The sequence below is a fragment of the Paenibacillus kobensis NBRC 15729 genome, assembly GCF_004000825.1.
GTDB classification, from domain to species: Bacteria; Bacillota; Bacilli; order Paenibacillales; family Paenibacillaceae; genus Paenibacillus_T; species Paenibacillus_T kobensis.
In genome coordinates this window covers 16,047-38,513 of record NZ_BILZ01000055.1, presented here as the reverse complement: position 1 = coordinate 38,513, position 22,467 = coordinate 16,047, and the positions used below count along the sequence as shown (strand labels likewise).

The 22,467-nt window shown below is 52.1% G+C and carries 26 protein-coding genes; all 26 read left to right on the top strand.

Annotated elements, in window-relative coordinates; genetic code table 11:
• The first annotated feature begins 116 nt into the window (after nucleotides 1-116).
• The 26 genes from PKO01S_RS23330 to spo0A all read left to right on the top strand — a co-directional run bounded on the left by PKO01S_RS23330 (nucleotide 117) and on the right by spo0A (nucleotide 22,258).
• Complete coding sequence (locus PKO01S_RS23330; RefSeq protein ID WP_127533852.1) at nucleotides 117-383, top strand: YqhV family protein; 267 nt, start codon at nucleotides 117-119, stop codon at nucleotides 381-383.
• A gap of 131 nt (nucleotides 384-514) precedes the next feature.
• Entirely contained in the window at nucleotides 515-1,576 is a 1,062-nt protein-coding gene (gene spoIIIAA, locus PKO01S_RS23325) for a stage III sporulation protein AA (protein WP_127533851.1), read from the top strand.
• Nucleotides 1,566-2,087, top strand: a complete 522-nt coding sequence (gene spoIIIAB, locus PKO01S_RS23320) for a stage III sporulation protein SpoIIIAB (protein WP_127533854.1) — start codon at nucleotides 1,566-1,568, stop codon at nucleotides 2,085-2,087. The genes spoIIIAA and spoIIIAB overlap by 11 nt, the downstream gene beginning before the upstream one ends.
• Nucleotides 2,088-2,102: 15 nt before the next feature.
• Nucleotides 2,103-2,306: a stage III sporulation protein AC gene (spoIIIAC, locus tag PKO01S_RS23315; protein ID WP_006039375.1), complete on the top strand. Its 204-nt coding sequence runs from the start codon at nucleotides 2,103-2,105 to the stop codon at nucleotides 2,304-2,306.
• 60 nt (nucleotides 2,307-2,366) lie between these two features.
• Complete coding sequence (spoIIIAD, locus tag PKO01S_RS23310) at nucleotides 2,367-2,762, top strand: stage III sporulation protein AD (protein WP_127533850.1); 396 nt, start codon at nucleotides 2,367-2,369, stop codon at nucleotides 2,760-2,762.
• A 4-nt stretch (nucleotides 2,763-2,766) separates the two neighbouring features.
• On the top strand, nucleotides 2,767-4,041 hold the full coding sequence (spoIIIAE, locus tag PKO01S_RS23305; protein WP_407669696.1) for a stage III sporulation protein AE: 1,275 nt from the start codon (nucleotides 2,767-2,769) through the stop codon (nucleotides 4,039-4,041).
• A 33-nt stretch (nucleotides 4,042-4,074) separates the two neighbouring features.
• Nucleotides 4,075-4,773: a stage III sporulation protein AF gene (gene spoIIIAF, locus PKO01S_RS23300; protein ID WP_127533849.1), complete on the top strand. Its 699-nt coding sequence runs from the start codon at nucleotides 4,075-4,077 to the stop codon at nucleotides 4,771-4,773.
• A 42-nt stretch (nucleotides 4,774-4,815) separates the two neighbouring features.
• On the top strand, nucleotides 4,816-5,445 hold the full coding sequence (gene spoIIIAG, locus PKO01S_RS23295) for a stage III sporulation protein AG (RefSeq protein ID WP_127533848.1): 630 nt from the start codon (nucleotides 4,816-4,818) through the stop codon (nucleotides 5,443-5,445).
• A gap of 38 nt (nucleotides 5,446-5,483) precedes the next feature.
• Nucleotides 5,484-6,134 carry a SpoIIIAH-like family protein gene (locus PKO01S_RS23290; protein WP_164779722.1) on the top strand — a complete coding sequence of 217 codons (651 nt, stop codon included), beginning with the start codon at nucleotides 5,484-5,486 and terminating at the stop codon, nucleotides 6,132-6,134.
• 236 nt (nucleotides 6,135-6,370) lie between these two features.
• Complete coding sequence (accB, locus tag PKO01S_RS23285; protein ID WP_127533846.1) at nucleotides 6,371-6,856, top strand: acetyl-CoA carboxylase biotin carboxyl carrier protein; 486 nt, start codon at nucleotides 6,371-6,373, stop codon at nucleotides 6,854-6,856.
• A gap of 34 nt (nucleotides 6,857-6,890) precedes the next feature.
• Nucleotides 6,891-8,264 carry an acetyl-CoA carboxylase biotin carboxylase subunit gene (gene accC / locus PKO01S_RS23280; RefSeq protein ID WP_127533845.1) on the top strand — a complete coding sequence of 458 codons (1,374 nt, stop codon included), beginning with the start codon at nucleotides 6,891-6,893 and terminating at the stop codon, nucleotides 8,262-8,264.
• A gap of 133 nt (nucleotides 8,265-8,397) precedes the next feature.
• Entirely contained in the window at nucleotides 8,398-8,805 is a 408-nt protein-coding gene (locus PKO01S_RS23275) for an Asp23/Gls24 family envelope stress response protein (protein WP_127533844.1), read from the top strand.
• Nucleotides 8,806-8,920: 115 nt separating this feature from the next.
• Nucleotides 8,921-9,484 carry an alkaline shock response membrane anchor protein AmaP gene (gene amaP / locus PKO01S_RS23270; protein ID WP_127533843.1) on the top strand — a complete coding sequence of 188 codons (564 nt, stop codon included), beginning with the start codon at nucleotides 8,921-8,923 and terminating at the stop codon, nucleotides 9,482-9,484.
• 15 nt (nucleotides 9,485-9,499) lie between these two features.
• Nucleotides 9,500-9,739 carry a DUF2273 domain-containing protein gene (locus PKO01S_RS23265; RefSeq protein ID WP_127533842.1) on the top strand — a complete coding sequence of 80 codons (240 nt, stop codon included), beginning with the start codon at nucleotides 9,500-9,502 and terminating at the stop codon, nucleotides 9,737-9,739.
• Nucleotides 9,740-10,018: 279 nt separating this feature from the next.
• Nucleotides 10,019-10,471, top strand: coding sequence for a transcription antitermination factor NusB (gene nusB, locus PKO01S_RS23260; RefSeq protein WP_127533841.1), 453 nt, complete (start codon nucleotides 10,019-10,021; stop codon nucleotides 10,469-10,471).
• A 38-nt stretch (nucleotides 10,472-10,509) separates the two neighbouring features.
• On the top strand, nucleotides 10,510-11,370 hold the full coding sequence (folD, locus tag PKO01S_RS23255; protein WP_127533840.1) for a bifunctional methylenetetrahydrofolate dehydrogenase/methenyltetrahydrofolate cyclohydrolase FolD: 861 nt from the start codon (nucleotides 10,510-10,512) through the stop codon (nucleotides 11,368-11,370).
• 5 nt (nucleotides 11,371-11,375) lie between these two features.
• A complete protein-coding gene (gene xseA, locus PKO01S_RS23250; protein ID WP_127533839.1) occupies nucleotides 11,376-12,743 on the top strand; it encodes an exodeoxyribonuclease VII large subunit in 1,368 nt (455 codons plus the stop codon).
• Nucleotides 12,730-12,981, top strand: coding sequence for an exodeoxyribonuclease VII small subunit (gene xseB, locus PKO01S_RS23245; protein ID WP_127533838.1), 252 nt, complete (start codon nucleotides 12,730-12,732; stop codon nucleotides 12,979-12,981). Before xseA ends, xseB begins: the two co-directional genes overlap by 14 nt.
• A 2-nt stretch (nucleotides 12,982-12,983) precedes the next feature.
• Complete coding sequence (locus tag PKO01S_RS23240) at nucleotides 12,984-13,898, top strand: polyprenyl synthetase family protein (protein WP_127533837.1); 915 nt, start codon at nucleotides 12,984-12,986, stop codon at nucleotides 13,896-13,898.
• A gap of 77 nt (nucleotides 13,899-13,975) precedes the next feature.
• Entirely contained in the window at nucleotides 13,976-15,868 is a 1,893-nt protein-coding gene (gene dxs, locus PKO01S_RS23235) for a 1-deoxy-D-xylulose-5-phosphate synthase (protein WP_127533836.1), read from the top strand.
• 19 nt (nucleotides 15,869-15,887) lie between these two features.
• Nucleotides 15,888-16,721: a TlyA family RNA methyltransferase gene (locus tag PKO01S_RS23230; protein WP_127533835.1), complete on the top strand. Its 834-nt coding sequence runs from the start codon at nucleotides 15,888-15,890 to the stop codon at nucleotides 16,719-16,721.
• 285 nt (nucleotides 16,722-17,006) lie between these two features.
• Nucleotides 17,007-17,474, top strand: coding sequence for a hypothetical protein (locus tag PKO01S_RS23225; protein ID WP_127533834.1), 468 nt, complete (start codon nucleotides 17,007-17,009; stop codon nucleotides 17,472-17,474).
• A gap of 23 nt (nucleotides 17,475-17,497) precedes the next feature.
• A complete protein-coding gene (gene ahrC, locus PKO01S_RS23220; RefSeq protein ID WP_127533833.1) occupies nucleotides 17,498-17,959 on the top strand; it encodes a transcriptional regulator AhrC/ArgR in 462 nt (153 codons plus the stop codon).
• Nucleotides 17,960-18,023: 64 nt separating this feature from the next.
• Nucleotides 18,024-19,730 carry a DNA repair protein RecN gene (gene recN, locus PKO01S_RS23215; RefSeq protein ID WP_127533832.1) on the top strand — a complete coding sequence of 569 codons (1,707 nt, stop codon included), beginning with the start codon at nucleotides 18,024-18,026 and terminating at the stop codon, nucleotides 19,728-19,730.
• A 125-nt stretch (nucleotides 19,731-19,855) separates the two neighbouring features.
• Complete coding sequence (gene spoIVB / locus PKO01S_RS23210; RefSeq protein WP_127533831.1) at nucleotides 19,856-21,187, top strand: SpoIVB peptidase; 1,332 nt, start codon at nucleotides 19,856-19,858, stop codon at nucleotides 21,185-21,187.
• A 255-nt stretch (nucleotides 21,188-21,442) separates the two neighbouring features.
• Nucleotides 21,443-22,258 carry a sporulation transcription factor Spo0A gene (spo0A, locus tag PKO01S_RS23205; protein ID WP_127533830.1) on the top strand — a complete coding sequence of 272 codons (816 nt, stop codon included), beginning with the start codon at nucleotides 21,443-21,445 and terminating at the stop codon, nucleotides 22,256-22,258.
• Nucleotides 22,259-22,467 lie beyond the last annotated feature (209 nt).

The following is a 22,467-nucleotide window of genomic DNA, read 5'->3' as shown; positions in this document are numbered from 1 at the left end:
TCAAAGATCCTGATGTAGCTAAGGAGTGACTTTGAGCTCCGCTCAAAGATCCTGATGTAGCTAAGGAGTGACTTTGAGCTCCGCTCAAAGATCCTGATGTCAAGGAGGAGAAGACGTTGCTGAACAAAATCGTGCTAAGCATGGCGATGCTGCGTATGCTGTCGGGTTCGATCGAGTTGTGCGCGGCACTGCTGATGCTTCGGCTGAACCAGGTGGACCGGGCGCTGCTCGTCAATTCTTCGCTCGCTCTCGTCGGTCCGATAATTCTGATCGCGACGACGACGATCGGGCTTGTCGGCTTGGCGGACAAGGTCTCTTTCGGCAAGCTGGCATGGATTGCGGCTGGAGTCGGCTGTCTCTTAATCGGCGTTCTAAAAAAATAGCAATCTATCTAACGGTTGCTCATTTTCTATAAAAATCGCATATAACCGCGAACTTGGACGGCATATTATCCGCCACGGGACATACATATGAAACAACAGAGAAGAGGACAAACACCGGAGGGGGGAGCTGTATGCTGGAACGAGTGGCCTATCTGCTGCCGCCGGAGCTGTCAGAGGTGCTTGCCCGCTTGCCTGCTTCCGTTCTAGCAGGACTGGAAGAAATTCGCATTCGGGAAAATCGGCCGCTAGAAGTTTGGACAGGCGGGGGCTCGGCTTTCGTTACATCGGGCGGATTGTTGAACAACAGTCCGGACGGCGCCTTCAAGCCGTCTGCGGATATGTGCCGCAGATTGCTGGAGAGGATGACGAACCATTCGGTATATGCGATGGAAGAAGAGCTGCGGCGAGGCTACATTACGGTTGAAGGCGGCCATCGTATCGGACTAGCCGGTCGCACGGTGCTGGAGGAAGGTAAAGTCCGAAGCATACGCGATATCGGCGGATTCAACGTCCGAATTGCGCGGGATGCAGCCGGCGTGTCGCTGAACACACTGCCGATGTTGATTGACCGTGCAAGGCAATCGATCGCTTCGACGCTAATCGTCGGTGCGCCGCGGCAGGGGAAAACGACGTTTATTCGAGATTTAGCAAGGGCGGTCAGCTATGGCAAATGGCCGAACACATCAGGATGGACAGGACGCAAAGTTGGCATCGTGGACGAGCGTTCGGAAATTGCTGCTTGCGTTCGGGGGGTGCCGACATTCGACGTTGGTCCGCGAACGGATGTCATGGATGCATGTCCGAAGGCGGAAGGGATGATGATGATGATCCGCTCCATGTCGCCTGAGGTGCTCGTCGTAGACGAAATCGGGCGGGACGAGGATGTCGAAGCGATCCGCGAAGCTGTGCGTGCCGGTGTAGCCGTCGTTGCGACGGCACATGCTGGCGGATGGCAGGAGGCGGCTGCAAGGCCGGCAATTCGCCGTCTGCTGCAGGATAACGCATTCGCACGAGGCGTCGTGCTGAAGCGTTCGGAAGCCGGACTGGCTGCCAGAGTGATCGATCTGGAGCTGGTGGCCGGGCAGAATGCTGCAAGCACAGCCAGCAGCCCGGCCAGAGCGGCAGGGCATTCGCCGGCGGCGCCGCGGGAACCGACTTCGTGGCCGGCGGCAGGTGATGCGAATGCTCGTTAAGCTGATTGGCGCCGCGCTCGTCTTGTTCGCCGGCACGTTGATTGGCTTCCTGCAAGCTGCCCGGTATGCGGACCGTCCGAAGCAAATCCGCCAGCTGTCCAGCTCGCTTCAGCGGCTTGAGACGGAGATCGTATACGGCAGAACACCGCTGCCGGATGCCCTTCGTACAACTGCAGCTAGCGCGGAACAGCCGGCCGGCCGGTTGCTTCAATCGGCAGCCGATGAGCTCAGCCTTGGCGACGGGCGTACATTTCGTGAATGCTGGGAGGCAGCGATGAGGTCCGGATGGCCGTCAACGTCGATGCGGGCTCCTGAGCTGAATGTGACGCTGCGGCTGGGCTCGACGCTTGGCATAAGCGATAAGGACGACCAGCTGAAACATCTGCGATTGGCGGCCGTGCAGCTTAAGGCGGAGGAAGACGCAGCGAAGGACGAACAATCGAAGTACGAGAAGATGAGCAGAAGCCTCGGCCTATTGCTTGCCGCTCTTGTCGTCATATTGATGGTTTAGTGGGGTGCCGCACACATGAATATCGATGTGAGCGCTATATTTCAAATCGCCGGCATCGGCATCATCATCGCGATGATTCATACTGTCTTGAAGCAGATGGGCAAGGAAGATATGGCGCATTGGGTTACGGTAATCGGTTTTGTCGTCGTGCTGTTCATGGTCGTTCGTCTCCTGAACGAATTGTTCCAGGAAATTAAGACCATATTCTTGTTCCAGTGAATGCAATTATTCGGACGGCGCGTAACGCGGGTCGATCGGATGCAGGGCAGGTGAACCGGATTGGAAATCATTCAAATCGTCGGACTCGGATTGATCGCCACTGTCCTCATCCTTGTCGTCCGTGAGCAGAAGCCGATGTTCGCTTTTTTGCTGGCGGCTTTCACCGGACTGTTCATCTTCTTGTATGTCATCGGCCGGATCGACGCTGTCATCTCGATGCTAGAACGGCTGGCGGAGCAGACAGGCATTCCGTCGATCTACTTGAAGACGATATTAAAAATTATCGGTATCGCTTATATTGCCGAATTCGGAGCCCAGATCGTGCGGGATGCCGGGCAAGAAGGTATCGCTTCCAAGATCGAGTTCGCCGGCAAAGTTCTCATTCTCGTCATGGCAGTGCCAATCATACATGTCATCGTCGAGACGGTACTCGGCTTAATGCCGCCGGGAGGTTGAGCCGATGACGATGATGAGCATGAAGAATTTGTCCGCTGCCCGCAAACTGTTCGTTGCAATGATGCTCACTTGGCTCATCGTGACGGCGTCGAACGCAGTATTCGCAAGTGCCGGGTCGAATGAACCGACAAGTGGAGCTCCTCCTCCGCAAAGTAACAGCAGCGCGATTCCTTCAGACAACGGGTTATCCGAACAGCTTGCCGAAGAACAGGCTGCTGGACTTAACACGGATCCGATCGAGAATTACTGGAGCAAGCTCGTCAGCGAGTACGGCGGTTATTTCCCGGACCGCGATCTTCCGTCCTTCGCGGAGATGATTATGCCGGGCGGGAAAGGGCTGAAGCTGACGACCGTTCTGAGCGGACTCGCGAAATATATGCTGCATGAAGTGCTGTACAACGGCAAGTTGCTCGTCACGATCGTTCTGCTTGCCGTGTTCAGTTCCATCCTGGAGACGCTGCAGAATGCGTTCGAGCGCAATGCCGTCAGCAAAGTTGCCTACGCCATTTCGTATATGGTTCTCATCGTCATCGCTGTGAACAGCTTCAACGTCGCAATCGGCTATGCCAAGGATGCGATCGGCGGAATGATCCAGTTCATGATGGCGATGGTGCCGCTCTTGTTGACGCTGCTTGCGTCGGTAGGCAGCATAGCGACGGTGACAGTGCTGCACCCGGTCATCATTTTTATGATTCATGCGGTTGGAACGTTGATCTATACAATCGTGTTCCCGCTGCTGTTCTTCTCGGCTGTGCTTCATATCGCAAGCGCGCTGACGGACAAGTTCAAAGTGACGCAGCTTGCCAACTTGCTTCGCAATATCGGCATCGGAACGCTTGGCGTGCTCGTTAGTTTGTTTCTCGGCGTCATCTCGGTACAAGGAGCGACTGGCGCGCTGACGGATGGCGTAACGCTTCGCACGGCTAAGTTCGTTGCAGGCAATTTCGTACCGGTCGTCGGCAAAATGTTTTCGGATGCGTCGGACACGGTCATCTCCGCTTCGATGCTGGTCAAAAATGCAGTTGGCATTGCCGGCGTCATCATTCTGCTCTTTCTGTGCGCATTCCCTGCGCTTAAGATACTGACGCTGGCGCTGATCTACAACGTCACGGCTGCTGTCATGCAGCCGCTCGGCGAGAGCCCGATCGCTGCCTGTCTGCAGACGATCGGCAAAACAATGATTTACGTATTTGCCGCTCTAGCGGCTGTCGCGCTCATGTTTTTTCTGGCGGTGACCGTCATTCTAACAGCGGGCAATGCCGCGATCATGATGCGGTGACCGTCCCTATAACCGATCGTGGAGGAAGTCACTATGCTGGATTGGCTGAGCGGCTGGCTGAGAGAAATCATAACCGTCATCCTGCTGGCGGCGATCGTCGATCTGCTGCTGCCGAACAAAGCGATGCAGCGGTATGCAAGGCTCGTTGTGGGTCTTATCGTTCTGCTGACGATTCTGTCTCCTCTGCTGAAAGTGTTCCAAGGAGACTTCAACAAGAAGGTAGAGGCGGGCATGAACGCATGGGACAAAGCAAGCGCTGAGCACTATGCCGAAATGCCGACCTTGCAGGACATCACGAAGGAAGCGGAGCGGATCAGCCGGGAACAGCAGCGGCAAGCTTCGGCATTGGCCGAACGCCAGCTCGCGGCAGCGATGGAGCAGGAGCTTGACACTAGGCTAAAGACACAAGGGACGAAGGCGGTTGTCACGCTAGACGCAGCCGGCAAGTCGATTGAGTCGGTCCGAATTACGCTTCAGCCGAATGATCATACGGACTCGAAGGACAGCGGATCATCGTCTTCCTCGCAAGATCAGACTGAAATTGCTCCGATTGATATCGCAGTAGACGTATCCGTTCAGCTCGATATGCCTGCGGCGGAGACTTCGGACAGCGGCGCTGGCCAAGACGAGCCGACAGTTGAACCGGCGGTGAAGTCGGAAGTCGAGCACTCGCTGCGGCAAGGGTGGGGAGTTGCGGCTGACCGCATTGACATCAGGATGGCAGGCGCATAGTGAGGCACACTTTGCCGAATGCGGCGGGAAGGGGGATTATCGGTGGCCAAATGGCTCGACGGCCTAGAGAAGGCGATCGGCGGCGGCACCAAAGGTCCGAGGCGGATTCGTACAATGCGATGGCTGCTTCTGATCGGCTGCTTAGGCGCAGGATTAATGATCGTAAACTCCTATTTGTCGTTCGACGGGGTTGAGCCTACAGCTAATCCGACCGCGCCGCCGGCAGAAGATGTGCCGGCATTATCGTCACACCATAACGATTCCGAGTTCGCTGTCATCGAACAACCGCTTGAGAATCGGCTGAAGGACATTTTGGAGAAGATCGTTGGGGTAGGAACGGTAGACGTACTCGTTTCGGTTGAATCGACGGAGGAGGTCATCTACGCCCTCGATTCGCAGAAGACGCAGCAAATAAACGACGAGAGCGACAAGAATGGCGGCAAACGGCATCTGACCGCCGTCACCGAGAACGGAAATGTCGTCCTGTACGAGAAATCGGGGGACCAGTCGCCGATCATCACGAAGAAGATAAAACCCCGTATCAGCGGTGTTCTAGTCGTTGCTAAGGGGGCAGAGCATCCGACGGTCAAGAGATTGATTCAAGATGCGATCGAGAAGGGCATCAACGTTCCGGTTAACCGGATATCGATTGTCCCTCGCAAGCAGCAATAACCATATTATTTTGAGGAAGAATGGGAGGGTGTTCGTCTATGAACACGAAAAGACAAACGATTTGGCTCGTATCGATGCTTAGCTTAATGGTCATTCTGTCCGCCTACTATCTGTTTACGGAAGATCTGGATCCATCATCAAACAAGCTTGCGTCGGAAGGGTCCCAGAATCAAACGGTACAAGGCGCGACGGAAGCGACGGCGGGCCAAGACGGCTCCGCTATCGTTGTGAACGAAGTGGAAGGAAAAGCAACCGGCCAGACGGCAGACGCGGACGGCATCAGCGAAGAGGACCAGAAGACGATTGATATGCTCGAATCGCAAGGCGTGACGGCAGCAGCGAACAACATCTTCACCGATCTGCAGTACAAGCGCACGGAAAACTACAACAAAGCGTCGGATGAACTGATGGCTGTCATTTCGAATCCGAAGGACGCGAGCAGCGACGAAGCGAACCAAGCGCTGACGAAGCTCGACGCCCTGGAAGACAAGATGGACAAAATAACGGCGCTCGAAGAGCAACTGAACAAATTGTTCCCGATCGCCGTCGTCGATGATGAGAGCGACCATTACAAAGTCGTCGTTCAAAGCGAGCGTCTCGAACCTAGCCAAGCTGTCGAAATCGTAGATATGGTGACCAAATCGCTTGAAGTTGCGCCGGAACAAGTAAGAGTGCAATACGTGCCATAAGTAAGTGGCAATTGAAAGCCCGCTGCGGAAGCAAATGCTTCTGCTGCGGGCTTTTGCGCATGCGGTTTCGCAATACCTAACCGGATGCGGACAGAAAAACTATGTTGGTTCGGGTAGGTTTATGCTATAATACAAACGTTATGGGCAACAATTGGCATTCTTCCCTGTACGTTAACCGTACCGCGGGATCGAAGCGGACAAGCTTCGTTACTTGTATGAAGGAGTGAATCATTCGGATGTTCAAACTGAACGAGATAAAAGAATTGATTAAATTGATCGACCAAACCTCTGTGCACGAGCTGGAGATTGAGAACGAAGGCACGCGTCTTCTTATCCGCAAACCGGGCAAGCCTGAAGTTGTAACGGTTCAAGCTGCTGCTCCTGTCGCGCAAGTCTTTGCACCTGCGCCAGTTGCTGTTCCTGCAGCTGCGCCAGCCGCTTCCCAACCTGCCGCGGCATCTGCGCCCGCAGCACAAGATAACCTACATAAGATCGTATCGCCGATGGTTGGCACGTTCTATTCAGCACCTACGCCGGACTCCGCACCGTTCGTACAGAAGGGCGCACGCGTTTCCGACAAGACGGTTGTTTGTATTTTGGAAGCGATGAAGCTGATGAACGAAATCGAAGCGGAAGTTCGCGGCGAGATCGTCGAAGTGCTTGTTGAGAACGGACAATTGGTCGAGTTCGGCCAGCCGCTGTTCCTCGTCAAGCCGGAATAAGTGACGCCATATCGCTTCTGAAAGGGGTTTCCACTTGAAATTCGATAAAATTTTGATTGCTAACCGCGGCGAAATTGCAGTTCGGATTATCCGTGCTTGCCGCGAGAAGGGTATCGCGACGGTGGCTGTCTATTCGGAGGCCGACCGCGATTCACTTCATGTTCGTCTCGCCGACGAAGCTTACTGCATCGGACCAACGCTGTCCAAGGACAGCTATTTGAACTTGACGAACATCATGAGCGTTGCGACGCTGACGGGTTGCGACGCGATTCATCCGGGATACGGATTCCTTGCAGAGAACGCAGACTTTGCTGAAATCTGCGAGTCTTGCAACGTTACGTTTATCGGACCGTCTCCGATGGCAATCAGCAAAATGGGTGATAAGGCTGTAGCCAAGCAAACGATGAAGGATGCGAACGTTCCGGTTATTCCGGGCTCCGACGGCCTCATCGAGGATCTCGATGAAGCGGTGCACATTGCCCGCCAGATCGGCTACCCCGTCATCATCAAGGCGACGGCTGGCGGAGGCGGCAAAGGCATCCGGATCGCAGAAGACGAGGATTCGCTCATCTCGCAAATTACGACCGCGCAGCAGGAAGCTCAGAAAGCTTTCGGTAACGCCGGCGTATACTTGGAGAAATATTTGACGGGCATGAAGCACGTCGAAATTCAAATTATGGCTGATAAGCACGGCAATGCGGTTCATCTGTTCGAGCGCGATTGCTCGGTGCAGCGCCGCCGCCAGAAACTCGTCGAGGAGGCGCCTTGCCCAGTGCTGTCGCCTGCTATTCGGGAGAAGATGGGCCAAGCAGCCGTACGCGCAGCTCTCGCTGTTCAGTATTCCGGCGCCGGCACGCTTGAATTTTTGCTCGGACAAGACGGCAACTTCTATTTCATGGAGATGAACACCCGTATTCAGGTTGAGCATCCGGTTACGGAGCTTATTACCGGCGTCGACTTGATCAACGAGATGATTTCCGTTGCGGAAGGCAACCCGTTGTCGTTCCGTCAAGAGGACATTAAAGTCAACGGCTGGGCGATTGAATGCCGGATTAATGCAGAAGACTCGGAGCGCAACTTTATGCCGTCTCCAGGTCAAATTCAATTCTATTTGCCGCCGGGAGGCCTTGGCGTTCGAGTTGATTCTGCCGCATACCCGGGCTATACGATTTCCCCGCATTATGACTCGATGATTGCCAAGCTGATCGTATGGGGCGCAACCCGCGACGAGGCAATTGCCCGGATGAAGCGTGCGCTGTATGAGTTCGAAATCGACGGCATTAAGACGACGATTCCGTTCCATATGAAGCTGCTGAATCATCCGAAATTTATTAAGGGCACGTTCGATATCAAGTTCCTTGAGGAATACGATGTCAATAACCCTGAAGCAGAATTCGAAGAAGTTTAACAGCTTGCTTTACGAATTGGCCAGGTTTGTCATAAATCCGGCCTGATGTTATAGTATAGAGATTAGAAGCGGATAAGCCTCCGGCTTAAGAGCCCGGAGATGCGCTCGACTATAAGGGAGGTGTAGACGATTTATGAGTACAATTGCTGCTGATTATGAGCGGACAGAGATGGGAAGTATTCAGATCGCGCCTGAAGTTATCGAGGTCATCGCCGGATTGGCGACTGTTGAAGTGCAGGGAGTTGCTGGGATGAGCGGCGGCTTCGCTGGCGGTATCGCCGAGCTGCTAGGACGGAAGAACTTATCGAAGGGCGTCAAGGTCGAAGTTGGACAGCGCGAAGCTGCAGTAGACGTATCGATCATTGTGGAATTCGGCAACCGCATTCCGGATATCGCATCTGACATTCAGCGCAACGTCAAGCGTTCCATCGAGACGATGACAGGGCTTCATGTCGTAGAAGTTAACGTTCATATCCATGACGTTCACTTCAAGGCGTTAGACAAAGCGGATGAAGAAGACGCATATCAGCGGGTGAAATAGTTGTTCGAGCCGCGTGCGCGCGGATCGGCAAGATCGTACAAAACCCCCTCGTGATCGGGCGTGCCGCTCAACGCAAGGGGGTTTTCATTCCGTCATGCCGGAGGAGGCATTTACGTTGGTCAGAGTAATGGACAAGCTATTGCTTTTCTTATACAGCATTGTAGTAGGTGCCGCATCGATTGGATTATTTTGCCTCGGGCTTCAATGGATTCCGGAGCAGTCGACACTAGACGGCGTGCGCAGCCTGTATGACGACGATATGCCATGGCTTCAGTTGACAGCCGTTATTATTGCCGTCGTCATGTTTTTGATCAGCCTTCGACTGTTCTTCATTTCGGTGAAGCGGACCGGCGGTTCGGCGCAATCGATTGATCAACGCAATGAGCACGGCGATGTTCGTATCTCGATGGAAACGGTCGAGAATTTAGCATTGAAAGCGGCATCTCGGCAGCGCGGCCTGAAAGATTTGCGTGCGCGTATCCGGGTGTCGGAAGCCGGACTTGATATTATCATTCGTACCGTAGTGGACGGCGAAACTTCGATTCCAACGCTTACGGAAGATATTCAACGCTCGGTTAAATCTCATATCGAGGAGATTACCGGTATTCCGGTTGCCGGTGTATCGGTATTCGTTGCGAATGTGGTACAAACACCCGCATTCAAAAGCCGCGTAGAATAGAGGTGAGCTTGCCCAATGTGGAAGCAATGGCTTAGCGATTATGGGGGCAGAATAGCCGGAGCAGCTGTCGGCTTCGTGCTCGGAATCGTCTATTTGATCGCCGGATTTTGGGACATGCTCGTATTTGCCTTTTTGATTTGTGTCGGATATGCTGTCGGCAAACGATTGGAGTCAGGCGAGAGCCTGCTTCTTCCATGGAACCGTGTAGCGGAGTGGATGGAACGATGGATCGGCCGCCAGCGTCCTTTCCGGTAGCCCTGTGGTCTCCTCCGTACTCCGGAAGCTTAGCACATTGATGCTGTCGCTTTGGAGCAGGGAGGAGATCATAGGTTTTGTCCGCACAGACTAATTGTTAAGAGACATGCGACTGGCGGTATTGTCCCGGCAGGCGACGAAACGTACCTCTGAACACGGCCGATGTAGCTTCAAGTGGCCAAGGCAGAGGTTTTCTCATGTTCAGAAGCACGATTGCCCATTCTATATATAATGCTTGAATAAGTTTTTGTTGTTTACGACGAAGTTGAAGGAGGCCCCATGAAACGAAGACTTGCACGGGAAATAGCAGTATCGAGCTTGTACCAGATCGAAATGAACGAGGTATCGGCCGAAGAAGCGGTTAATATGCTCATGGAGGAAGCGCGCCAACAAGATAATGAGCTGGGAGCGCAGCCTGAGGAAGCGAAAAAGGTAGATGCCTATACACGTGAGCTTGTACTCGGTGTGATTGAGCGCAAGGCGGCGATTGACGGCATGCTGCAGCAGTATTTGACGGGTTGGCAGGTTGACCGGTTGTCGCGTGTGGACAAGCAGGTGCTTCGCCTCGCTTGTTACGAGATGGTGTTCCGGGAAGACGTACCGCCTAAAGCGGCTATTAACGAAGCGATCGAGCTTGCGAAGCATTTCGGCACGGACGAGTCCGGCAAGTTCGTCAACGGTGTTCTAGGCAAGCTGATTGGCGCGATGAACGATTTGAAGTCTAATCAATAATCAGATTACGATATAGATATAAGGGAGCGGGAACCAATATGACAGCGCAAATTATTAACGGCAAAGCGATTTCGGATCAAATTCGCGAGGAAGTAAAAGCAGAGACGGCTAAGCTTCAGCAGCAAGGCATCGTGCCAGGGCTCGCTGTCGTACTTGTCGGCGAAGATCCGGCTTCCAAAGTCTATGTAGGCAGCAAGGAGAAAGCATGCCAACAGCTCGGTTTTTATTCCGAAGTACACCGGCTGAGCGCAGATGCGTCCGAGGAAGAACTTCTTTCCCTTATCGATCGTCTTAACAATCAGACGACAATTAATGGGATCCTCGTTCAGTTGCCTTTGCCAAAGCATATTAACGAGAAGGCGGTTATCGATGCAATTTCGGTCGATAAGGACGTTGACGGTTTCCATCCGGAGAGTGTAGGCAATCTCGTCATTGGCGACGACAGCCTGCTTCCGTGCACGCCAGCAGGCGTAATCGAGCTGATTAAACGTTCCGGAACGGATATCGCAGGCAAGCATGCGGTCGTCATCGGCCGGAGCAATATCGTCGGCAAGCCTGTAGCAAGTCTGCTTCTTCGCGAGAATGCAACGGTTACGATCACGCATTCGCGGACGGCGAACTTGAAAGAAATCGCGAAACAAGCAGACATTCTTGTCGCTGCTATCGGCAAGCCGGAAGCAATCGACGCTTCATATGTGAAACCAGGTGCGGTCGTGATCGACGTTGGCATTAACCGTCTGGCGGATAAGAAACTTGTCGGCGACGTTAATTATGAGGATTGCCTTGAGACGGCTGGCGCGATTACGCCAGTTCCAGGCGGCGTAGGACCTATGACGATTACGATGCTGATGCAGAACACGCTGAAAGCGGCTAAGAAAGCACACGGAATCGGAGTGTGACGCGTATGGCGAATGCCCCGCGCATCTATTCGATTAAGGAACTGAACCGTTACATAAAGTTGAAGCTGGAATCAGACCATCTTCTTGGCGATATTTGGCTGCGAGGCGAAATATCGAACTTTACCCACCATTCCAGCGGCCATATGTACTTCACGCTTAAAGACAGCGACAGCCGGTTAAAATGCATTATGTTCGCCTCTCATAATCGAAGCCTCCCGTTTATTCCGAAGGAAGGCACGAAAGTTATCGCAAGAGGCAACGTGTCGGTCTACGAGCGTGACGGAAATTATCAATTTTATGTGACGGCCATGCAGCCGGACGGAATCGGCAGCTTGTATCTGGCTTACGAGCAGTTGAAGAAGAAGCTGGAAGGCGAGGGGCTGTTCGAGCAGACGCGCAAGCGGCCTATTCCCAAGTTTCCGCGCGCGATAGGCGTCATTACTTCGCCGACAGGCGCGGCGGTTCGGGACGTCATTATTACGCTTCAACGGCGGCATCCGTCGGTGCCCGTCATCGTATGTCCTGTACTCGTTCAAGGTACAGGCGCGGCTCCATCGATCGTTAAAGCGATCGAATTTATGAACCGAATTGCGGAGACTGACGTATTAATTGTAGGGCGCGGCGGCGGATCGCTGGAAGAATTGTGGGCGTTTAACGAAGAGGCGGTCGCACGGGCGATTGCCGAATCCGCCATTCCTGTCATATCGGCCGTCGGCCATGAGACGGATTTTACGATTGCTGATTTTGTTGCTGATCTTCGGGCAGCTACGCCAACAGCGGCCGCCGAACTTGCAGTTCCGCATATCGGTGAGTTGCAGCGGCATTTGGAGAGGACGGAGCAACGGCTCGTTCAAGCGGTGCAGCATCAGGTCCGCATCCGCCGCGAGAAGCTGGAACGGGTAAGAAGATCGCCATTCTTCGTTCATCCGCGCCGCTATTTGCTGGATCAGGCGCAGCGACTCGACAGGCTGCAGGAAAGGTTAACAACGCTTGCAGGCCGGAAGGCGGAGCGAGGACGCGAACGGCTTATGAGGTTGAAGACAGCGCTGAGCGCTCAACACCCAGGCCATACTGCCCATGCGGCTTCGGAGAAGCGGACAATGCTGGCCAAGCGGCTGGAATCGGCGATGGCCATGCAGTTGAAGGATCGGAGACAGCAGCTCGCATCGTCGATCAGGCAGTTGGATGCATTAAGTCCGCTTAAAGTTATGGCACGCGGATACAGTCTTGTGTACGACGAGAACGAGCGCAAGCTGATACGTACCGTTAGCGAAGTGCAGCCGGGAGATCTAATAAAGGTTCAACTGACAGACGGTCAATTGGACTGCCACATTTGGTCGATACGAGGTGATGAGAACGATGGAAACAAATGAACAGCAGCTGTCGTTCGAGGAAGCAATGAATAAACTGGAACGTATCGTATCGCAGTTGGAGAACGGCGACGTTCCGCTTGAAACGGCGATCGATCTGTTCCAGGAAGGCATGCGGTTGTCTCAATTGTGCGGCAGCAAGCTGGAGCTCGTCGAGCGGCGGATTGAGCTGCTGATCGAGACTGAGCAAGGCGTGCAGAGAAAACCGTTTGCTCCTACAAACGAGGATAGAGGGGAATAAGCTTGAGCGAGCGGTTATCGACGCAACAATATATTAGCCAGACGGCAGCCGAAGTCGAGTCGGCATTAAGGACGATCGTTCCATCGAACTGGGACATTCCGTCGTTGCTGAGAGATTCCATGAATTATTCGGTGGAAGCAGGCGGCAAGCGGCTCCGGCCGGCGCTTGTTCTGGCGGCAGCTTATGCAGTGAAGTGTGAGCCAGATGCGATTAAAGCAGCAATGCCTGTTGCATGCGCTATCGAGCTCATTCATACGTATTCCTTAATTCACGATGATTTGCCTGCAATGGATAATGATGATTATCGCCGCGGCAAGCTGACGAATCATAAGGTCTACGGCGAAGCGATGGCTATCTTAGCTGGCGATGCGTTGTTGACACATGCTTTTTATGCCATTGTGCAAGCTTCAAGGGCACATGGCGTACCAGCAGCGACGGCACTGCAAATCGTTGAAGAGTTATCCGTATACGCCGGTGCGTCCGGAATGGTGGGCGGCCAGGCTGCGGATATGCTGGGCGAGCAAGGTGAGACGTCATTCGAGCAGCTGCGGTACATTCATCTGCATAAGACGAGCGACTTGATTGTTTTCTCGCTGCGCGCCGGTGCGTTGATCGGCGGGGCTAACGAGGAACAGCTTCAGCGGCTAACCGAATTCGGTACGTCGCTTGGACTCGCATTCCAGATTCAAGACGACATTCTAGATTTGGTTGGCGATGAGACGAAGCTAGGCAAAAAAACGAACAGCGACGTGGAGCAGCATAAGGTGACTTATCCGTTCCTGATCGGACTTGATGAAAGCCGCGCGGAAGTGGAGCGGCTGACGGATGATGCGAAACGGGCGCTCGACCAGGCCGGACTTGAGGGGCCTTCCCGATTGTTCGGAATTGCCGATTATTTGATGAAACGGGACCATTGAATTATAATAATGGAAACGTTGGACGACGATGATTCGACAAAACTATTGGTTGTAGCGAAAGCGAGGAAGTTGCCGTGATGCTCGATAACATTAACGGTCCGAAAGACTTAAAGCGGTTGTCTATATCGGAGCTTGAGGCGTTGGCGGGTGAGATCCGTCAATTTTTGATCGAGAAGCTGTCGTCTACGGGCGGACACTTGGCACCTAATCTAGGTGTGGTCGAATTGACTTTGGTACTTCATTATTTGTTCGACAGCCCGAAAGACAAATTTATTTTTGACGTGGGACATCAATCCTATGTTCATAAAATATTGACAGGCAGACGCGAACGGTTCGATACGCTTCGTCAATATAAAGGATTATGTGGATTTATTAAACGTTCGGAGAGCGAGCACGACGTCTGGGAGGCTGGACACAGCAGCACGTCGTTGTCGGCTGCCATGGGGATGGCGCTTGCGCGCGATCTGAAAGGCGAGAACAACAAAGTAGTCGCGATTATCGGTGATGGAGCGCTTACGGGCGGGATGGCGCTCGAAGCACTTAACCATATTGGTCATGAGAAGAAGAATCTGATGGTCATTCTTAATGATAATGAGATGTCTATCGCGCCGAACGTCGGTGCGCTGCATCACTACTTAGGAAAGATCCGGACGGACCGGCATTACCAGAAGGCGAAGGACGAAGTGCAGAACTTCCTGAACAAAATTCCGGCTATCGGCGGCAAGCTAGCCAAGACGGCTGAACGGTTCAAGGACAGCCTGAAATATTTGCTCGTTAGCGGCATTCTGTTCGAGCAGTTCGGTCTGACGTATTTTGGGCCGGTGGACGGCCACGACATCGAAGCTCTTGCGGAAGTGATCAAGCAAGCTTCGCAAGTGGATGGACCAGTTCTCGTTCATATCGTGACGGTTAAAGGCAAAGGCTATTTGCCGGCGGAGAAAGATTCGCACAAATGGCACGGCATAACGCCGTATAAGATCGAATCGGGTGAAGTCATGAAAGCGGTTGGTCCTCCGATGTATACGGAAGTGTTCGCCGATGCGCTGATGGAGCTTGCCGAGAAAGATGAGCGAATCGTTGCCATTACGCCTGCGATGCCGGGCGGCTCCGGACTTATGAAGTTCGCGGAGCGGTATCCGAACCGCATGATCGACGTCGGTATTGCTGAGCAGCATGCTGCGACATTGTCTGCTGCGCTTGCAATGGAAGGGATGAAGCCAGTCTTTGCGGTTTACTCTACATTCCTGCAGCGTGCTTATGACCAAGTGGTGCATGATATTTGCCGCCAGAACTTGAACGTTGTGTTCGCGATCGACCGGGCAGGGTTCGTCGGCGCGGACGGCGAGACGCATCATGGCGTATATGATATCGCATTTTTAAGGCATGTTCCGAATCTTGTTCTTATGATGCCTAAAGATGAGAATGAGCTTCGCCGAATGATGAAGACGGCGTTGGATTACAACGAAGGCCCAATTGCCGTTCGTTATCCGCGTACGAATGGGTTAGGCGTAGCTATTGATCCAGAGATGCAGCCTATTCCGATTGGTAGTTGGGAAGTGCTGCGCGGAGGCGATCAGGTTGCGATTATTGCGGTCGGACCGATGATTGGCGTTGCTGAGGATGCTGCGGAACAACTCAAACGTGAAGGCATTAACCCGCGCATTATTAATGCACGGTTCATTAAGCCGCTCGACGAGGCTATGCTCAGGTCGCTGGCAGAGGAAGGCATGCAGTTGATTGTGCTTGAAGAAGGCTCGGAGCTTGGCGGTCTCGGAAGTGCCGTAATGGAGTTCTATTCGTTAAACCAAATTTACGGTAATAATGTGCGCATAATCGGCTTGCCTGATGAGTTTATTGAGCACGGCTCTGTGAAGGAGCAACGGGCAGAAATCGGCTTGACAGCAGAGCGGATCGCCTCCGAAGTGAAAGCGATGATGCCTCGCCGAACACGCATGGCTACGGGGCAATAAAGCAGCTCGAAGGAGAAACATGTCAAATTTAAAGGAACGTATCGATGTTCTGCTTGTAGAGCAAGGATTTTACGAAAGCCGCGAGAAAGCGAAGGCGGCCGTCATGGCGGGCCTCGTGTTGATTGACGGCGACCGGATGGAGAAGAGCGGCATGAAAGTGCCGAGAACGTCTGTAATTACGGTCAAGGGAGCACCGCACCCTTATGTAAGCCGCGGCGGTCTCAAGCTGGAGAAAGCGATTAAGCAATTCGGCATTCAGCTTCAGGACCGCATCATGCTGGATATCGGCGCATCTACAGGCGGATTTACCGACTGTGCGCTGCAGAATGGAGCATCGCTCGTATATGCGATCGATGTCGGCTATAACCAGCTTGATTACTCTCTTCGGTCGGATGAACGGGTTCGAGTGATGGAGCGGACAAATTTTCGGCATATGCAGCCGGGCGATTTGGATGGCCCTCAGCCGACTTTTGCTTCCATTGACGTCTCTTTTATATCGCTCAAGCTTATTCTTCCCGCTCTGTCGGGGCTGCTTGCCAGCGGCGGTGAAGTGGTCGCCTTAATCAAACCGCAGTTCGAAGCGGGCAGGGAGAAAGTCGGCAAATCTGGCGTTGTGCGGGATCCGTCCGTCCATGCGGAAGTGCTGCGGACGGTGCTTAATTTCGCGGCTGCAACAGGTTATCAATACAAGGCGCTAACGTTTTCTCCGATAACAGGCGGTGAAGGCAACATTGAATTCCTGGTCCATTGGCTGTGGAGAGGGGAACCGGCTATCGAGTTCGTTCCAAGCGACGATGCGATCGCATCGATGGTAGCGGAAGCAGGACATACGTTCCGGTCAGGCAAAGGTTGAACGATTCTGTCATCTGTTCGCATTTGAAGCGGCAGATGATCGTGCACAAGAAGGGCATTTTTCGATTCGGCGGACTGCTGCTTCGAAAAATGCCTTTTTTTGTGTCTGTTCGCCTTTACAGGGGCATACTTCATTTGATAAACTGAAATCACCAAACAAGCGTTCGTGTTTTCGGCGGAAGGATTCAACGCTTCTCTTCACGAATGTGTAACATACTGTACACAGCTTTCATGGCGTCGGCGGTATTGCTGCACTTCCAATACGAGAGTAAAGCGGGGATGACCGTTGGGACAATATGTCGATTGGTTAGTCATGCTCCTCACTGGATCGTTGTTGCTCGTCTGGATTTATCGCGCCTTATATAATTGGCTGCACGCACCGCCAGGAATGAAACGGCTACGATTGGGCAAAGGCGGCGAATGGTCAGCCGATGAGCCGGGCGTACAGGTGCTCGAAGCGAACGGATATACCGTATCGTCAGGGAAGCACCGAGTACCGATTGTCGTCGGATGGAACGGCAACCGGCTGCAGTCTCGTCTGTATATTGACTATATCGCAGAGCGGGATGGCAAGTTATATGTCGTCAAGTGTGCCAGAGACCGTCAGCCCATGGAGTGGACAGGCAGCGGAATCCGTGATCGGCTGATCGCTTTTGCCTTAATGCTGCCTGAGAGCAGCGGCGTTCTGTATGTCGATGCCGCAGACGGTACAGTTCATGAAATTACGTTCGAGATTGGCGTGTACGAACGATAACGACAGCAGGAGGATTGTTTAGAATGAAAGGTTTGCGTCACTTTAGAATAAGGGAAATCGTTACGAAGCAAGTTGTGGAGACGCAGGACGAGCTAGTCGAAGCGTTGAGGTCTGCAGGGCTTCAAGTTACTCAAGCTACCGTCTCGCGCGATATGAAGGAACTGCAACTTATTAAAGTTCCGACTGGCGACGGCAGATATAAATACTCGCTCCCGGGCGATAACCGGCAGAGCAATCCGATTCATAAATTGAAGCGGTCGTTGATCGACCATTTCACACATATCGATTATACCGACAACCTTGTCGTCATGAAGTGCTCCCCAGGTACGGCGAATACACTTGGAGCACTTATTGACAACATGGAATGGTCAGAAGTAATGGGTACGATTTGCGGCGATGATACGATTCTAATCATCTGCCGGACTCGTGAACAGAGCGGCGAAGTAACGGAACGGTTGCTCGGACTGCTTGAAGCGACTTCATGAGTGTCGCAATGAGATCATAAAGTAATGGGCGATTGGATGCCTAGAACATAAGGAGGTCATGGTCGTGCTTCGCGAATTGTCGATCCGTAATTTGGCGGTTATTGAATACGTAACGGTATCTTTCCATGATGGGTTTCATGTACTTACAGGAGAGACGGGGGCCGGCAAGTCGATACTGATCGATGCGCTTAGCCTCGTCGTCGGAGGCCGCGGCCAAGCTGAGCTCGTTCGTCACGGCTGCGATCGGAGTGAAATCGAAGCGGTATTCGATATGCCCGTCAATCATCCGGTCTGGGATGTACTGAGCAGAAATGGCTTGTCGGCATCTCCTGAAGAAATGCTCGTCATTCGCAGGGAATTGAATGCCCAAGGCAAGAGCGTCAGCCGTATTAACGGTCAAACCGTCAATTTATCGATTCTTCGTGAAGCAGGAGAATGTCTCGTCAACATCCATGGCCAGCATGAGCATCAATCGTTGCTTCGAACGGACAAGCATCTAGAATGGCTGGATGCCTATGCAGGTGAACCGTTAGGTGATCGGAAGCGAACTTATGTATCGCTGTACAAGCAATATGAATCAGCCCGATCGGCTCTGAAGGAGCTTGAAGAGACGTCCCGTAAGCAGATGCAGATGCTTGATTTATACCGGTTCCAGCTCGAAGAGATTTCATCTGCCCAACTTCAGGTTGGGGAGGATGAATTATTAGCCGAGGAGAAACGCAAGCTAACACATGCGGAGCGTCTGCGCGGCAATGCAGCGGAAGCCTATGACTTGTTGTACAGTCAGCAAGGGCTTGATGCGATCGGTAAAGCGGTATCCAAGCTTGAAGATATTTGTTCGTTCGATAAGACGGCCATCGCTCCCCTTCTCGAGCAGCTTCAGTCCGCTTATTATCAAGCGGAGGATGCTGTATATTCGCTTCGCGATTACCGCGATAACATCGAGTCTGATCCCGAGAGACTCGCTTGGATCGATGACCGCCTCAATATGATTCATCATTTGAAACGGAAGTACGGCGAGACGACGACGGATATTATAGCCTACTACAATAAAATCAAAGCGGAATGCGAATGGTTGGAAAATCGGGACGAGCGTCTTCAGCAGCTTCGGGAAGAGGAACTGCGCCTATATAATGAAAGCCTTGTGCTCGCTAAGGAACTGACTGCACTTCGGGAGCATGCGGCAAGCCGTCTGTCGGCAGCAGTAGAAGGTGAACTGCAGCAGTTGCAAATGGGTGGAACGATATTCCGTGTTGTCTTAGAGCAGGTTGTTGCAGAAGACAACGAGACACCTAAGCTTGGCGTGCATGGCATGGATGAGGCTGTGTTCTTGCTTGCGCCGAACCCAGGCGAGCCGCTTAAGCCGCTGGCGAAGATCGCTTCCGGAGGCGAGATGTCGCGTATCATGCTGGCGCTGAAGAGCATATTCGCTGCAATCGATCAAATTCCGGTTCTAATCTTCGACGAGGTTGATACTGGAGTCAGCGGCCGGGCAGCCCAATCGATCGCGGAGAAGATGTCTTCGCTGTCGAGCGGATGCCAAGTATTCTCCATTACGCATCTTCCGCAGGTCGCGTGCATGGCTGACCATCATTATGAAATTCGTAAGACGGTTATCGACAGCCGCACCCGTACATCGGTTACGGAATTGTCGCTTAACGGACGGATTGAGGAGCTCGCGCGTATGCTCGGAGGCGTCGAGGTGACGGAGAAGACAAGGCATCACGCGCAAGAAATGCTGGACTTGGCGCATCAACGTAAAGGCGCGTAAACAACCCAGCGAGGGAAGGAATTGCGGGACATAAAAGAAACGGGGCAAGGTTACCTTATAGGTACGCCATTGGCGATCAAGCCTTCATCACGACAAGCGATGGAACAGCAGGGAGCGTGAATTCATTGAACTCCATCCAGCGGAAGCGATGGTTCGGTCTTGTCCTCGTTTTCTTCGTTTGCATGATCGGGTTATCCACCCCTTTTCAGCATCTGGCCGCCTTCCCTAATGAATTAAGGTTGTTCTCTGGCCAGCTTAAAAGTCTGGATTACGGTGTACCCGTCCATGCAAAGATTACAGTCGATCCGACCGTTCTTCAAGTGAATGGATCGACGACCCGTTCTACTTCCGTCGATCTGAACAAGCCTTTGTCGTTGCAGTCCAACAAGGCCGGTATGACGGAGATGTCTCTGAAATTATTCGGTAAGATTCCCTTTAAGACCGTGAAAGTTAACGTCGTTCCGGATCTCCATGTCGTTCCTGGCGGTCAAACGATCGGCGTCAAAGTAAGATCTGCGGGGATCATGGTCGTCGGGCATCATCTTGTGACAGGCGAGAATGGCCGTAGAACGTCGCCAGGCGAGAACGCAGACATCCACTTAGGCGATCTTATTATGAAGGTAAATGGTGTCCCGATGAATGATGTACACAAGCTTGCTGGCGTAGTCGAGCAAGCGGGAACGAACAAGCGATTGCTTCAACTAACGATTAAGCGCTCCGGCAAGATGGTCGAACGTCAGCTTGCACCCGCTTATGATGTTGAAGATAAATCGTGGCGTCTCGGCTTATATATCCGCGATTCTGCCGCTGGCGTAGGTACGCTTACTTTCTATGCACCAGACCAAGGCGTATATGGCGCATTGGGTCATGTCATCACGGATATGGATACACAGTTGCCCATTGAAGTTGGCGAGGGCCAGATTTTACAGTCGCATGTGACGTCCATTAATAAGAGTCAGAATGGCGAGCCTGGCGAGAAGCGAGCACAATTCGTCAAGCAAAGCAAAATTCTCGGCAACATTAAAAGGAATACGCCATTCGGAATTTTCGGCGGGATGACAGACCAGCCTGATCATGGTTATAATAACCGGCGAGTACCTGTTGCCTTCGCTGAAGAAGTTAAGGAAGGCCCTGCAGAAATATGGACGGTTATCGATGGTCAAAGAGTTGAGAAGTTCAATATTCAGATCGTTCATGTGACGAAACAATCGGTTCCCGCAACGAAAGGCATGGTCATTCGTATTACGGACAAGAAACTGCTTGAACGGACGGGCGGTATTGTTCAAGGAATGTCCGGCAGTCCAATTCTTCAAGACGGCAAGCTGGTCGGCGCTGTAACACATGTATTCGTCAACGATCCATCCAGCGGTTATGGATGCTTCATCGAATGGATGCTTCAGGACGCAGGGATATTATTAAAACCAGCACCAACACAACAAAATCTCGAGGCAGCTTAATAAGCCTCGAGATTTTGTTGTTTTTGACGAAACATCAGTGTTAGTTGAGTAATTAACTGATGGTTTTTGTCGAAAATTAGAATAGAATGTAGTAAATTTTTTATTATAAAGGATTGTACATAAAAAATAAAGAAAAATAATTTTCGACAGAAGGAATTTCAGTCGGCTTGTCGAAAACTATAAATACACGAGAAGGGCAGGCGATCTTAGAAATAATAACAGGCCATATTTGAAGGATAAAGGGAGGATCACACCTTGACGAAGATTGAAGTATTATTAGCAGACGATAACCGGGAATTTACGAACTTACTTTCGGAATACATTTCGGAACAAAACGATATGGTTGTAACCGGTGTCGCTTATAACGGTGAGGAAGTTGTCCAACTGTTAGAAGAAACACGAAAAGTGCCGGATGTGTTGATCCTTGATATTATTATGCCTCATTTGGACGGTCTGGGCGTTCTCGAACGTCTGAGAGAAATGAACTTGAATCCTGCACCGAAGATCATTATGCTTACTGCGTTCGGTCAAGAAAATATTACGCAAAAAGCGGTACAGCTTGGCGCGTCTTATTATATTTTGAAACCGTTCGATATGGAAATCTTGGCGAATCGTATTCGTCAGCTCGTTGGCAACAATAATGTGGTGATGCCTAGCTCATATGCAGGCAGTTCTTCGATTTCGTCGAAATCGAATGTCGTTCCAATTGCGAAAGGCAAAAACCTCGATGCCAACATTACGAGCATCATCCATGAAATCGGTGTGCCTGCGCACATCAAAGGTTATCAATACTTGCGCGAAGCGATTACGATGGTTTATAACAATATCGAAATTCTCGGCGCAATTACGAAAACGCTCTATCCAGCGATCGCAGAGAAATTCAAAACAACGCCTTCCCGCGTTGAGCGTGCAATTCGCCATGCGATTGAGGTTGCTTGGACACGCGGCAACATCGACAGCATTTCGCATTTGTTCGGTTATACGATCAATATCAGCAAGTCGAAACCGACGAACTCCGAGTTTATTGCAATGGTAGCCGACAAGCTGCGCATTGAGCATAAGGTGAGCTAAGAAGTATCCTATTGGGAATATGAATTCTCTGAGTGTTCAAGAGAAAATAGAACGTAATCAAAGGAGCGACAGTTATCTGTCCTCCTTTTGTTTTAAACGAAAAAAACGGACAGATCCTGAAGATGGAGCATCGAGGAATATTATGGATGTCAGTTTCATACGTCAGACCGAAAGAGCGGGCAAGGATCATCCTTGTCCGCTCTTTTCTA